This is a genomic window from Xenorhabdus aichiensis (assembly GCF_028598775.1).
Taxonomy (GTDB): Bacteria; Pseudomonadota; Gammaproteobacteria; order Enterobacterales; family Enterobacteriaceae; genus Xenorhabdus; species Xenorhabdus bovienii.
This window is the reverse complement of record NZ_JAQRFO010000019.1, coordinates 32,208-46,899: the sequence shown is the minus strand read 5'-3', so window position 1 is coordinate 46,899 and position 14,692 is coordinate 32,208. Positions and strand designations below refer to the sequence as shown.

Genomic DNA, 14,692 nt, shown 5'->3' with positions numbered 1-14,692 from the left:
ATATTCACTTTTCAGAGGCACCGCCCTCTAATGATGCGGCATTATCATGCAGAGTAGAATGGCGCAGAGGTTTTACCAGTGCTGCAAGCAATAGACAGGTAATTGCCGCAAAAGAACCAAATGAAAGCGCCGTGATGAGAGGAGATAACAGACGTCCCATGACGCCTAATCCCAACGCTCCCATAGAATCACCGGTAACATCCTGTGCCGTGACAAAACTATTCACCCGCCCCAATAAGTGATCCGGTGTATGACTCTGGATGAGTGTAAACTGCAATAAGGAAGCAAAAGCATTCAGGTAGCCATAACACACCAATGCGAGTAATGCCGGGACAATATGCGTCATGACACCGAGCAGGGATAATGCGAGGAAAGAGCCCAGCGCAAAAATAATGAGCAGAAGACCGGGTCGGGCGCTTCGTCCTATCCAGCCACTGGTAAATGCTCCTAGCATGGCACCCAGAGGAACGGCTGAATACATCAAACCTGTCGCGGAAGGACCTTGGTGATAAACCTCTTGAGATAACGCAGGGAAAAGGATGCGAACTGCCCCCGCCATGCTGATCAACATACCGACTAATATCACACTGCCTACGATTTTATGCTGACAGACAAATCGTACACCACTCACTAACGCTCTGAGTGGATGCTCTTGCAGGGTTGACTGTGGCTTCATTTTTGGCAGCCTCACCAGTGGGATCAGTGTAGCCAAAGTCCCTGCTGCGGCAATGGCAAAGTTCCAGCCCGGCCCACTGGCAACGATAATAAGCCCCCCTAATGCGGGGGAAAGAATGGCACCAATGCGAACCGTGATCATACTCAAGGCACCCGCCGCAGCTAGATTTTCCCGGCCAACTAAGTTTGGGATCGCCGCCATTAAAGCGGTCATGCCTAAAGCGCCAAAGAACCCATCCCAGACGGAAAGAAAATAGAGTACAAACAGTGAAGGGGAATCCAAAAACGCATTAAAACTTAATGCAACAAAACCCAAGCCACAAGTGCCACGGGCAAACAGAATCAGTTTACGCCTGTCATAGCGGTCGGCCAGTATTCCGCCCAGCATCAATCCGATAAACATGCCGATCCCATCCAATGCCACCACGATCCCCACCTGCAAGGTAGAACCGGTCAAAGACTGCATTTGAACTGGGACGCCCACTGTCAGCATTCCTAATGCAAAAACAGATAGCATACGGGCGATAAAGATAGCGCGGAAGTGTGCATTATTTTTAAGTAAACTGAAGTCTAGCAGGATTGATGACTTAGCCATGATGCTCCATGCAGTACGTAAACAGGAATTGAAATAAGTGATCTTCGCAGCTTAATTGCCGCAATATAAATATGTTTCCAGAAAAAGCTGTGCTAGCATATCGACCGTTAATGATAATGGCAATACAAATGATTATCACAATCAATAACGAATGGAGTCTTTCCGGTTATGCCTGCTGCCCCAATGCATCGTGAGATAACCTCTTCAAAACCCTTGCCTCAATTTCATACTTATCGTACCCGTCGGTTAACAGGTCCCATAATCTGTTTATTACTCCTCATTATTTTTTCTATAGCGAGTCTGTTATTAGGCAGTAAATATATTGCCCCTGAGACCGTCTGGAATAGTTTAACCGGTGAGCTGCATAACAATGAGAGCATCATTATTCTCGAATCGCGCCTGCCTCGTACCCTTGTCGGTATTTTGGTCGGGATGGCATTAGGTGGCGCGGGGGCATTAATTCAGGCACTGACACGTAACCCTCTGGCAGACCCGGGCATATTGGGTGTCAACGCAGGAGCCAGCTTTGCCATCGTAGTGGCAATCACATTATTTGGCTTAAGCAGTGTTATGGCAAAAGTTAGCGTGGCCTGTCTGGGCGCTTTTCTTGCCAGCCTGGCGGTCTGGTTAATCAGTATGCAGTCTGGTGATAAATCCAATCCTGTACGCTTAATACTGTCGGGAGTCGCGATTAGCGCTCTGTTAACCGGGGTCACTACCAATATTGCCCTGCTCAATCCTTCAACTTTCGATCAATTACGCATCTGGCAGGCGGGTACGCTGGATATCCGATCTTTACAGGTTACTCTCCTTGTTGCTCCGCTCATTCTTACCGGCTGTGCGCTCACCTTATTGATTTCAAGGCCGCTCAATACGTTGAGTATGGGGGAAGAAATCGCAACAACGTTAGGCGTCAAAATCCTCTGGGTAAAAGTTTCAGCCATCATAGCCATTATGCTGTTATGTGGAACGGCAACCGCATTGGCTGGCCCGATCGGGTTTGTTGGATTGATGATCCCACATATCGCGCGCTGGTGGTGTGGCCCAGACCAGCGCTGGATCATTCTGCATTCATTACTCATGGCTCCGGTGTTATTACTTAGTGCAGATATCGTCGGGCGTTTACTGGTTGCCGGTGAGCTGCGCGTATCAATCGTCACGGCCTTTATTGGTGCGCCCGTGCTGATCTGGCAGGTACGTAAGCGTAAATATTGAGCAGGAGACAGATTTCATGCCGAAAATGTTGCAAGTCGGGAATCCAGAAGGGTGGATAAATGGCCGCATTCCCCTTCGGGTTCTACTGGTGAATACTCTCCAGCTATTTTTAATTATGTTATTAGCGCTGTTCGCTGTTTATTACGGAACGCTGAAACTTCCCTTCTGGCAAATCTGGCAGGCTTTTCAAGGTGAAGGTGATCCCGGCATTATTGCTGTCGTCACGCAATGGCGAGCGCCCCGTGTTGCCATTGCGCTGGTGGTCGGAGCCGCACTGGCGATAAGTGGCGTCATCTTTCAGTCTGTCATCCGCAACCCTTTGAGCAGTCCCGATATTATGGGGTTCAGTACCGGCGCATGGACTGGTGTACTGATTACTCTGATTTTTCTAAATGGCGGTTATTATCAAATGACCCTGGGCGCGCTGATCGGCGGTTCATTAACGGCTGCCTTAATTTATTTACTCGCCTGGCGCCAGGGTATCCACGGTTTCCGCCTGATTATTGTGGGGATTGCTATCAGTGCCATGCTGACAGCGGTCAATACTTGGCTTATCGTAACGGGTTCGCTGGAACATGTCATGAGTGCGGCACTTTGGGGCAACGGTTCGCTTAACGGCATCACCTGGCAAAAATCTGCTTCAGCCCTGTTTGTCATTCCTTTGCTGACTTTCGGCGCTTTTGCTCTGGCAAAGTCGCTGAAAATAATGGAAATGGGGGATGATAAAGCCAGCGCCTTGGGCTGTAATGTTGAAACTAACCGTATGCAGCTTATTCTCTATGGCATCCTTCTGACTGCTGTCGTGACGGCAACGACAGGCCCGATATCCTTTATTTCCCTTGCTGCACCGCAAATTGCCCGAAGATTAACAGGTACAAGCTATGTTCCTCTGTTTTCTGCTGCTATGACAGGTGCCTTGCTATTGTTAACTGCTGATTTAGTTGCGCAGCATACTTTTTCAAATGTGCAGCTACCTGTGGGTGCTGTCACCGTCAGTATTGGTGGTATCTACCTTATTTGGCTTCTTATTCGGGAAGCTCGCCAATAATGCCAATCATACAGTAAACAGAAAGAGTAATTATCGATGACATATCGCCTCAGCGCTTCACATTTGACATTAGGCTATGAACGAAAAATTATTGCTGAAGATTTAAGTATCAGTATTCCGGATAAACAGTTCAGCGTAATCATTGGCCCAAATGCCTGCGGCAAATCTACGTTGCTGCGTGCGCTTTGTCGTTTACTGAAGCCCCATCACGGTCATATTTTGCTGGATGGAAAAGATATTCAACAAATATCGACTAAGGCGTTGGCACGTCAGTTAGGTTTACTGCCCCAGCAAGCGATAGTGCCGGAAAATATCACGGTTTCCGAGCTAGTCGCCCGTGGCCGCTATCCCCATCAAAGCCTGCTGCGCCAATGGAGTCTGGATGATAGAACTGCCGTGGCTCAGGCGATGAAAGCCACAGGGATTGCACAATTAGCTGAATGCTATGTTGATGAATTATCAGGAGGGCAGAAGCAGCGTGTCTGGGTAGCTATGGTATTAGCCCAGCAAACTCCTTTACTGTTTCTTGATGAACCAACAACCTGGCTCGATATTGCTCATCAAATTGACCTGCTGGATCTTTTCCTGCAACTTAATCAGGAAAGCAGCCACACCCTTGTTGCAGTACTGCATGATATTAATCAGGCATGCCGCTATGCGGATCATTTAATCGTTATGCAGGCAGGGCAGATTGTTACACAGGGTAAGCCTCAGGATATTATCAGTACAGAACTGATCAAATCGGTGTTTGGCTTATCTTGTGTTGTCATTGAAGATCCGGTTTCCCACACGCCCCTGGTTATTCCCTGCGGCCGCTACCATTCGGTAAAAGACATTTAAAAACCGTTAAAAAGAAAAAATCCCATCACCAATGAATGATGACGGGATTTTTAGGTAATGTTTCAAGCTAGGTATTTTTTCAATCGCGATGCGTTTTCAACAGTGTATTGAGCAATGGCCCTAACTGTTTCAGTGATGTTGGCGAAAGAATATCCGCATGTTCACAATCTTGCCAATAGATGCTTAACTGCCGGATCCAAGGCGCCCATGTCGCTGCAACATCCATATCAGCAGGCAATGTGCGTGTTGCCGAAAACAGAATGGCTTCGCCATCATATTTTTGATTGGCGGCTGATGAAAGGATACGAACAGAATCCTTATAGTTAGCCACAATTTCGGCGAACATGGCCTGCTTTTCAGCACGCAACAGGGGATCACGCTCATCTTCCGTGGCGGCCATAAATTCGGCCTGTTCACGCGCAGCTTCTTCTTTGGCTTCTTCTTCACTTAAGACAGTCCAGTCTTGGCCTTCCGGTGGATAAGTATCCAATAATCCGAGGAAAGCCACTTCTTCTCCCTCTTGGCGCAAGCGCGCAGCCATGCCTTGAGCCAGCATCCCGCCTAACGAATAACCGAGTAGGTAATAAGGGCCATGTGGCTGGATCTGCCGCAATGTCGCTAAATGGTGTGTACACATATCTTCAAGGCTATCAGAGTCGGCAATAACGCCCAGCGGGCGAGGTGACTGTAGTCCAATGATCGGCCAGTCGCCTTTTAAATAACGCAGCAGCCCACTATATTGCCAGGCAAAGCCAGATGCAGGGTGCAGGCAGAATAGTGCCGGGCCGTGCCCGTCTCTTAGTGGGAACACTTCCCCCAAGCCACGATTTTCTGCGGAATTTTGTCTATTCTCATCAGACAGTAATGCGCTCAGTTTTTCGACGCTGCGAGCAACCATGATATGACCAATAGAAATAGACCGATTAAAACGGCGGCGTATTTCTGCGGCCAAGCGCATAGCTAACAGTGAGTGGCCACCCAGCGCAAAGAAATCATCATCAGCCCAAACGGTGTCGCAGTCCAGAACTTCAGCAAAAAGGGCTGCCATTTGGCTTTCCAGACCTGCCACAGGCAAGCGCCCAGTAGTGAGTTTCTGTGGCATAGGAAGTGCCTTGCGATTCAATTTCCCATTGGCGCTTAATGGGAAACTGTCCTGAAGTACATAACTGACCGGCAGCATATAAGCAGGCAATCGCCGGGTAAGTGCTTGATGTAATGCCTCTGTATCCAGTGAAACATCGGGTTGAGGAATTAACCAGGCAACTAACTGGCGGGCATCTGCATCACTAACAGTGTTGGCTGTTTTGCCTAATTCACACGCAGCAACCGCCGCCTGAGCGACGCCGGGCTGTTCCAGAAGAACCTGTTCAATTTCTCCCAGCTCAATACGCTGACCCCGTATTTTTAATTGATCGTCACTGCGTCCAAGATATTCCACTTCACCATTCGGCAGCCAACAGGCAATATCGCCAGTTCGATACATGCGCTCGCCACAGGCAAAAGGATCAGCCACAAAACGGCTGGCCGTCAAATCAGCCCGGTTCAGGTAGCCCGTCGCCAATTGAATACCGCAGAGATAGAGATCGCCCGCTACACCAACAGGAACCGGACGCAGCCAAGAGTCCAAAATACGCAATTGGGTATTCCATACCGGTCGGCCAATAGGCACACCTGAACCTGTACAGTGATCTAATGCCTCACCATAAGCCGGCTGCCATGTGACATCGACTGCCGCTTCCGTTGGCCCATAGAGATTATGTAAAGGTGCAGTGATGAATGTTTGATAGCGGCGAGCCAGTTCACAGGATAACGCCTCACCACTGCAAAACACCCGACGCAGGCTAGGGCAGAATAACGCACTTTGCTGATATGATGCCAATGAGTCAACTAACGTCGCCAACATGGATGGCACAAAGTGCAGCGTCGTCACCGCATAGTCATCAATAAGCTGCATTAGCGCTTCTGGATCGCGATGCACTTCAGGTGGAGCCATCACGAGTTTAGCGCCTGTCATCAGCGGCCAGAAAAATTCCCAGACAGAAACATCGAAGCTGCATGGTGTTTTCTGCAAAACCACATCATCCCGGGTAAGTGGGTAAGCATCCTGCATCCATAACAGACGGTTCACAATGGATTGATGGCTGACCATCACACCTTTTGGCCGTCCGGTTGAACCCGAGGTATAAATGATATAAGCCGTGTGCTGTGGCGTCACTTGTGCTGCGGGATGCACCGGCTGCTGATTTTCATCCGCCAACTGATCCAGTACCAGCAAAGGAGCCTGATGAGCAAAACGCGCTTGAAGTTCACTTTCCGTAATGACTAACCGTGGCTGGGCATCCTCCAGCATCATCGCCAAACGATCATCAGGATAACCGGTATCGAGGGGTAACCAGGCTGCTCCCGCTTCCAGTATCGCCTGTAATGCCAGGCTGAGTCTTACTGAACGGGGTAAAGCAATCCCAATAATATCACCGGGCTGAACCCCTGCTTCAATTAAACGATCAACTAATAGACGGGTCTGAACACGCATTTGCCGATAAGTCAGGTGATGCTGGTTATCCAGTAACGCTAAATCATCAGGCGTTTTTTCAGCCTGTTCAATCACAAACTGGTGGAGTGTACCAGAAGGGATTTCATGGTGTGTCCGATTCACTTCGGTAATCAATGCAGCTTCATCCGGTGATTGTAAAATCCAATCCTGCAGAGCCGTATCGGGTTGCTCAAGCAGTTGCTGAATCAGGAGAAGAATGCGTTGAGCCAATAATTCAGGTTGTTTGACACATTCCCGATATTCCATTAATAAACGCAGCCGCTTACCCGGCAGAACCAGCAAGGTTAAGGGATAATGCGTGTAACCACGGTTATTAATCCGCTGACAAATGATCGTTTGGGTGCAATCTGATTCAGTATCGGTTTCTGGATAATTTTCCACTACCAATAAGGTATCAAAAAGCGTACTTGTCCCCGCAATATGTTGAATTTCACCCAGACCGATATTGTCGTGTTCAATCAACTGGATCTGCTGTGCCTGCAATTGTTCCAACTGAGGCAATAGGGGTAACGTGATATCCAGCGTCATTCGAACCGGCAGCGTGTTGCTGAACAGCCCAACATGCTGGTCTAACCCTTCAATCTGACCAAATCGCCCAGACACGGGGGAACCGAAAACCACATCGGACGAGCCACTGTGTATACTGAGCAGAACAGACCAGATCCCCTGCATCAGCGTATTGAGTGTCAAACCACGTTGCTGACATAAGCTGAATAGTGCCTGTTCCATTTCAGGTTTGAGCACGATATCAAGTTCTTTCACGTTACCGTTATGGGGTTGATCGCTGAACAGTTTGGTCGGTTGGACGCCCTTCAGCACATCTTGCCAGCATTGGCGCGCCGCTGCCGTTTCTCGTGCCGCCAATTGATGTACGATCTCTTGATAACTGACTCTGGGTACAGATAACGCCTGTTCACCTTGATTCAGCAAGGTTAAAAGATCTTGTATCAAGATAGGTGTTGACCAGCCATCCACGACGAGATGGTGAATATTCAACAATAACGTATAACGTGAACCTTCGCCGTGACACACCAGTAAAGCATGCAGCATGGCTTGAGGCTGGTGGAAAAGATCGCGAGCCAGTTCCGTTCTTTCCAGTTCTAATAATGCCGCCTCTTCTTCCTGCTCAGATAATTCGGGGAGCTGATAAAAATCAAGCGGCCAAATCTCGCTATCCTCTGATAAAAGGGGTATCAGTTGTAGAGGAGAAGCACTTTGCTCAGTATCAAAACGTGCGGCAAGCTGAGGATGGTGGCGGATCAGGCCAGACAGTGCCCGGCGTAGTTTAACCCGATCTAATGGCCCATGCAGAGAAAGGCGGGTGAGTGAATTATAATTACCCTTGTCTGTTGCTGTCTGAGCGTGAAAGAGTAACCCCTGTTGCAGCGGTAACAGCGGTAACACAGTCGTCAAAGGCCCATAACGTTCAGTCAGTTGCGTCAGATCACTTTCTTCAAGTCTTGGTAAAACAATTTCTGCGGCAACCAGCGTCGCGGCCGCCTGCTGTGGCTGCTGTCGGGCAAAATTGATTAGGTAGTCGGTAGCCCATTCCATGCCGCGCTGTAATTCAGAGATGTCTTGTTCGCTGAAGATGCCATCTACCCATTGCCAGTTAATCGCTAACTGCGGAATGCTTCCCTGTTCATCAACAAACAGGTTGATTTCCAAGCTATGATTGGGGGACATTTGCGGATCTTGATAAACAGCAAAAGTATCACGGAACAGGTTTTCAGTTCGCTGTGGCGCCCATAAGTTATCAGTCGTAGCAAAACGCCCCAAATAGTTAAATAAGATCTCTGGCGTAGCCTGTTGGGTTAATACTTGTCGGCCAGTTTGATCCAGATAACGCAGCAGGCCATAACCTATGCCACGATCGGGTATTGTACGCAGGGCGCTTTTCACTGCCCGTACGATTTTTGAAGGGTTTTCGGCAGCGATTTCTGTGGATTGGTGTTCTGCCTGTGGCAACGTCAGCACAACGGGATATTCCGCCGTTAACCAGCCAACGGTTCGTGCTAAATCAACGTCATCCTCCAATTCAATGCGACCATGCGACTCTAATTGGAAACGTAATTTGCTGACACCAAAGTATTGGTTACAGGCCATGGCAAATATCGTTAATAACATCTCTTCGATGTTGGCATGGTACTGCTGCGGCAACGCTCCCAGCAATGCCGTGGTCTGTTTGCTGGTTAATAGTGTTCGTTGCTCACGGACAGCGACTTGCCGATCCCGATGTGCATCCAACGGGCGTTTTCCTAGCAGGGGAATTTTTTTGTCAAGCATGGCTTGCCAGAAAGACAGCTCTCCGGCACGGCTTGCTAAATTTTGACCTAGCTGGAGGTTCCAGTCATACAATGTGTACTCTTCCGGTGGCAAAGCGATTGCTTTACCCGCTATGGCAGCTTCTACCGCCTGTTGCAGTTCATCCAGTAATATTCGCCATGACACACCATCCGTTGCCAGATGATGAATAACCCATACTAATCCCTGAGTTTCTTCATCTTGTTGCAGTAAACAGGCATGGAATAAATGACCCGTGGCCGGATCCAGGCGCATCACCGCCTCATGGAAAGCCTGTTCTGCACTCGTTTCTATATGACCGCGGGTGGGTATAACGCTGTAATACGATCCGTCTGCCAGTACAGGTTTTTCACCGAGAATAAGGCGATTATTGCGGGTAACAGCATGAAGTACCGGGTGAGTCTGGCTCAAAGCGAGGAGGGCTGATGATAAATGTTCTGGCCGTAATTCAGTCGGTACGCGGATGAATACACCGTGGGCGAAACGGGTATTGATGCCATGAGATTCTGCAAACCAATGCAAAATAGGTAAGTGATCGATCTCGCCGATTTGTACTGGTTTAGATATCTTATTGGCGCTAGATGTTCGCTTGCCAATAGCGACCGGAGACATTTTCAGAGCCATACGCGCGGGTGTCCGTTCACTGAAAATATCTCGTGGACGAAGCTGCCAGCCAACACGACGCAATTGCGTTCCCAGTGACATTGCAGAGATACTGTCGCCTCCAAGCGCAAAGAAATCATCATCTGCACTGACTTGTTCCATTCCTAATAAGGTTGCGAACGCCTCACAAATATATTTTTCCTTTTCATTTTCAGCTTGCCGCCCCATAGAAAAATGCTGTTGTTGTGGCTTGGGCAGTGCCTTGCGATCCACCTTACCATTGACTGTCAATGGCAACTCTTCCAATATCACCAATAAAGCAGGCACCATATAATCAGGTAGCTGTTTTGCCAGTTCAGCCAGCAATCGTGCAGAAATATCTGCTAAGGCTCGCAGTTTATTATCAGGAACCGAGCAATAGCCAATCAGCCGATATGTGACTCCCATGGGTTCTGCAATAACCACGGCCGAGCTGACTTCAGGTAAAGCGGCCAACGCATTCTCTACCTCTCCTAACTCAACGCGAAAACCGCGTACTTTAATTTGGTGATCCACTCGGCCAACAAATGAAAGCTGCCCATCTGGCCGCCAACGCATCAGATCGCCACTACGATACATCACCTCACCATTCTTGAATGGATTGGCGACAAAACGCGCCGCGGTTAAATCAGGACGGCGCAGATAACCGCGGGCAATGCCTGGCCCGGAAAGGTAAAGTTCCCCCACGGCACCAACCGGCACAGGTTGCAGATGACTATCCAGAAGCCAAACATCAGTATTGGCAACGGGCCGCCCAATAACAGGTTGATCAGCGACCTGAATATTGGCTCCCAGCGTGTCGATGGTATATTCTGATGGGCCATAGTAATTATGGATATTCATTTGCGGGTATTGCTTCAACAGCTCCCACAATCGGGGTGTCGCCGCTTCACCCCCAATCATAATAAACGCTGGCTGGTGATTGCCTTCTTCCAGCAAACCGCTGTCAATAAGCTGAGTCAAAAACGATGGGGTAATATCCATGAGGTCAACAGGCAGTTGATTCATTTGCTGTACTACACCCCAGGCATCTCGCCGCAACTCTTCATCAAAGATATAAAGTTCGCTGCCTAACATCATGCAGAACAGCGGCTCCCAGGACGAATCAAATGAGAAAGAGGCGGTGTGACCGGCGCGCATACGCCGTTGATGCTGAAGATGAAAATTGTCAATAACTGGCCCAAACAACCGTGCAGCATGGGAAGCCAGCAAATTCAACAACCCACCATGTGTACTCATCACCCCTTTGGGTTTGCCCGTGGAACCAGAGGTGTAGATGATGTAAGCAAGGTGTTCGCCCCGCAGCGTTTCACGCCTTTCTTCATCGGTGACAGGAAGGGAAGATAGACTGGCACACCGCTCCTGTATCTGATGATCATCCAGACAGATTACCTTCGGTATATCAGGCATTTGTGGCAGTGTATTAATGCAGGTTAGCAACAGTGCCGGTTGAGCATCATCGCTCATTAATTGTAAGCGTTCCCGCGGATAATCGAGATCAAGTGGCATGTAAGCCGCGCCACTGGCTAATACCCCCAGAATCGCGACAACCGAATCTACTGAGCGGGGTACACCTATCGCGACCACATCTTCGGCACCAATACCCTGCGCCAGCAATAGGCGCGCAAGCTGCATACTTCTTGCCATTAATTGATGATAGCTAAGTTGTTGATCACCACAACGGACAGCTAAGGTATCTGGTTGCTGTTTCACTTGAGATAAGAAGAAATCAAGCACAGAAACCCTACCTGATGGCGGTGTTACGCATGGTCCGCGGGACCAGTCATCAAGACGCTGTTGTTCCTGTGGGGGAATCATCGGTATAAAAGCAATCGGTTGTTTCGGCTGAATGAGCAGTTGATCTAATAGATAACGGATGCGTTCACTGTGCCAGCGTAAACTCTGTTCGCTATATTTTGTCCGATTAGCAATGAAGGTCAGGTGAAGAACGTCATCCTGGAAATTCAATTCAAATTCCAGATCATCTACTGGCCCCGTGGCGAGTGTATGAGTCGTAATCGGCCTGCCGTCTAATTTCAGCGTATCGTTATATATTTTATAGTTAAAAACAGGGCCATAGAGCAGATTGCTGCTTCCCGATAACCCTAAATCGCAGCGTAGCTGTTCGGCGTCATAACGCTGGTGACGGCGGATTTGTTTTATTTCTGCCACAAAAGCCTTCACGACATCGGCCAGTGTCATGCTGTCCTGCAGTTTGATTTGTAACGGTAGCAGGTTAACCACAGGGCCGGTAGAGCAAAGCGCGGCTGATCCCATACGCCGCATAAACGGAAAACCAATAGAGAGATGCTTTTCTCCGCACATGCGGTAGAAATAGATGCCGAGTACAGCCATGGCAATTTCAGCAGGTTGAAATTGACGTAGTGAATCCTCTGCCATTAATGACGTAAGCTGAGCTGCCGGAAAATGACAGTGATAATATAAAGGCGAGGTGTTCCCCGAAGCAGCAATATCTTCAACTGAAAGAGAGACACAGGCACCCGGCTCACGGGAATATTCTTGCCAGAATGCCGCTGCCTTTGCTTTTGCCGGCGAACTTTGCCAATCCTGATATTCCTCCACCACCTGAGTAAAGGAACAGAAAGGAGTTTCAGCGGGCTGATGTCCAGTTTTCAGGGCGTTATAAATCTGAATAATCCGACGAGTCAGTGCATCAAAACTGAAACCATCCAGCATGAGATGATGAAAGCGTTGATACCAGAACCAGCGTTCAGGTTGCTCATCAATCTTCATTACCACCTGTCGGTACAGCGCACGTTCTCCATCTGCGGGTAATTCAGCCGAGAGATCCTCCTGCATCAATGTATGTGATGCTATTTCAGCCTGTTCAGCCGGCTCTCTGGAAAAATCAATCCATTCAGGGGCAATGACTTGCTGTGGGTCACAGTAAAGCGGGATCTGTTGTACCGGTATTCCATCTTCATTCAGGAAATATCGGGCATGGATCGTATCAGCTTCAGACAATCCCTGACGAAGAGCGGCATCAAATAATGGCTGGTCTAATATCCCTTTAATTTCAATATAATGTGCAATGGTAAATATGTTACGTGGGTTAGCGAGTTGATCGGCTATCCAAATCCCTGGCTGGGCAGCAACCAGTGGTAGCGTCAAATTTATTGTTTTAACCTCAACCTCTTGTAATCTACTGGACACGTGTATTTCCTTCTTGGCGCAAGCTAAATGACAAGGGTTATCAGTCCTGATTAACCAATTCTCGACTAACTAATAATTCACGCAAACGGGCAGGGCGCATATCTACCCAATGTTCTTCTATGTATGTAATACATGCTGCCCGCGAATCTGGCCCGGCAACCTGTTCCCAGCCAGCCGGCTGTTCCGCAAAAGCAGGCCAGAGGCTGTATTGCTGTTGAGCGTTGATCAGCACAAAGAAAGTCGCGTTATCATCATCAAAAGGGTTTTTTTGTTCCTGAGACATCTTTAGCTCTCGTTATATTTAGAGTTTCAGTTATTGTTTTATGCGTTTTCAGACAGTAACCAGCTAAGGCCATCAATCAACCCGCCACGCCAGCACAAAGAATCATGTCCGCCATTAAAAACACGATAACTCACGTGATATCCGGCATTTTTCAACGCTTCATACATTTGCTGGTTAACACCTTCGATATCATCTTCGCGGGAACCCGCCTCCTGAAAGATTTTCAATGAAGATGGGGTAACTTTTTGCTCAATAACCTGCTGTGTCAGCCAACCGGTTTGACGCTCAGATGACTTCATCATTTTGCTGTAGGGCCACCAGAAAGAGCCGGACTGAGTGAGTACACAGCCAAAGCGTTGCGGCCAATGCAGTGCCGCATAAAGTGCGGCCAGACCACCATAACTCTGGCCGGCGACAACCGTATTGCTGGGGGAATCGCTGAACGTGGCATGCTGTGCAGCAAGCGGCAAAAGTTCATCCTGAACCGCCAGCCAGAAATCTCTGTTGCAGGGTAATTCCTGCTCCCGTCGGGACATATCAATCACATCAATAAGTAGCCAGACGGCTCCCGGTATGTGCTGCTGTTCGGTAGCGGCTTCTAAGGCAGAAAAAATAGGGGTTCTTTCTGCCCAGTTTTGCCCATCCAGAAGAATGACCAGCGGGCGTGGTCTCTCCGTTTCCTCTCCCGTAGCGTAAAGCCAGATACGCCGCTGATTACCGAGGCGATGACTCTGCCAATTCAACAGAACAGGCTGTTGTGTATCCGACTGAACGAGACTATTTCTCCCGATTGATGCCCAAGCTGACTGTTCAGGAGCATAGGGCATATGAGCGGCCGATAAAGACATTCCAAGCCCATTACGATGACAGCCTTGTAAATTCAGAGGATCGGGAATAGACAGAGGAAAGAGTGAACACCACCATTCGCGTTGCTGTTGGTTACGCTGCTGTGTGTCGCCGTAAAAATCAGGGGGGCGATGGGCATGAGTGGCAGGAATCAGGCTGTAACTTCCTCTCCAGTTGTCATCAACCGTGACAGACCAATACCAAATGTCACTTTCGGGCAATCGTTGCAGACTTTGTGGCTGTGGACTGTGGTGATCTGTGATGCCGTTAATATCAATATAAACTCGGCGAATATCTGAATTCTGTTCATTTCCGGCAGGATCTCGCCAGAAAAACGCGAGTTGAACCTGATGCTCCGGCCTTGCTTCCACTAACGGAGTCCCTAAAGCTGCAATATGCTCCCACCATAATTCACTGCCAGCGTAAGATGCTGATAATAAATTACTTATAGTACCGGATGGCTGAAATGCTAATTTCATTCCCTTATCCTCTTCAAAATAATTGCCCCATCTAGTT

The 14,692-nt window shown here is 48.7% G+C and carries 7 protein-coding genes; 3 read left to right on the top strand and 4 right to left on the bottom strand.

Annotation, left to right across the window (positions count from 1 at the left end; all coding sequences use genetic code 11):
* Nucleotides 1–4 precede the first annotated feature (4 nt).
* Nucleotides 5–1,270 (bottom strand): enterobactin transporter EntS, encoded by a 1,266-nt coding sequence (gene entS / locus PSI22_RS10350; protein WP_273579676.1) that lies wholly within the window; start codon nucleotides 1,268–1,270, stop codon nucleotides 5–7.
* Nucleotides 1,271–1,438: 168 nt separating this feature from the next.
* Here entS and fepD point away from each other — a divergent pair, with 168 nt between their 5' ends.
* From fepD to PSI22_RS10335, 3 genes are read left to right on the top strand one after another with little or no spacing between them, the layout of a single operon-like run.
* Nucleotides 1,439–2,485 (top strand): Fe(3+)-siderophore ABC transporter permease, encoded by a 1,047-nt coding sequence (gene fepD / locus PSI22_RS10345; protein WP_370689019.1) that lies wholly within the window; start codon nucleotides 1,439–1,441, stop codon nucleotides 2,483–2,485.
* Between the two features lie 16 nt (nucleotides 2,486–2,501).
* Nucleotides 2,502–3,533: a FecCD family ABC transporter permease gene (locus PSI22_RS10340; RefSeq protein WP_273579675.1), complete on the top strand. Its 1,032-nt coding sequence runs from the start codon at nucleotides 2,502–2,504 to the stop codon at nucleotides 3,531–3,533.
* A 36-nt stretch (nucleotides 3,534–3,569) separates the two neighbouring features.
* Nucleotides 3,570–4,373 (top strand): ABC transporter ATP-binding protein, encoded by an 804-nt coding sequence (locus PSI22_RS10335; RefSeq protein WP_273579674.1) that lies wholly within the window; start codon nucleotides 3,570–3,572, stop codon nucleotides 4,371–4,373.
* Nucleotides 4,374–4,452: 79 nt separating this feature from the next.
* Here PSI22_RS10335 and PSI22_RS10330 read toward each other — a convergent pair whose 3' ends face one another.
* The 3 genes from PSI22_RS10330 to fes are packed head-to-tail and all read right to left on the bottom strand — an operon-like array spanning nucleotide 4,453 to nucleotide 14,655.
* Nucleotides 4,453–13,047 (bottom strand): non-ribosomal peptide synthetase, encoded by an 8,595-nt coding sequence (locus PSI22_RS10330; RefSeq protein ID WP_273579673.1) that lies wholly within the window; start codon nucleotides 13,045–13,047, stop codon nucleotides 4,453–4,455.
* A gap of 40 nt (nucleotides 13,048–13,087) precedes the next feature.
* Complete coding sequence (locus tag PSI22_RS10325) at nucleotides 13,088–13,330, bottom strand: MbtH family protein (RefSeq protein ID WP_273579672.1); 243 nt, start codon at nucleotides 13,328–13,330, stop codon at nucleotides 13,088–13,090.
* Nucleotides 13,331–13,368: 38 nt separating this feature from the next.
* Complete coding sequence (fes, locus tag PSI22_RS10320; protein ID WP_273579671.1) at nucleotides 13,369–14,655, bottom strand: enterochelin esterase; 1,287 nt, start codon at nucleotides 14,653–14,655, stop codon at nucleotides 13,369–13,371.
* Nucleotides 14,656–14,692: the final 37 nt, after the last annotated feature.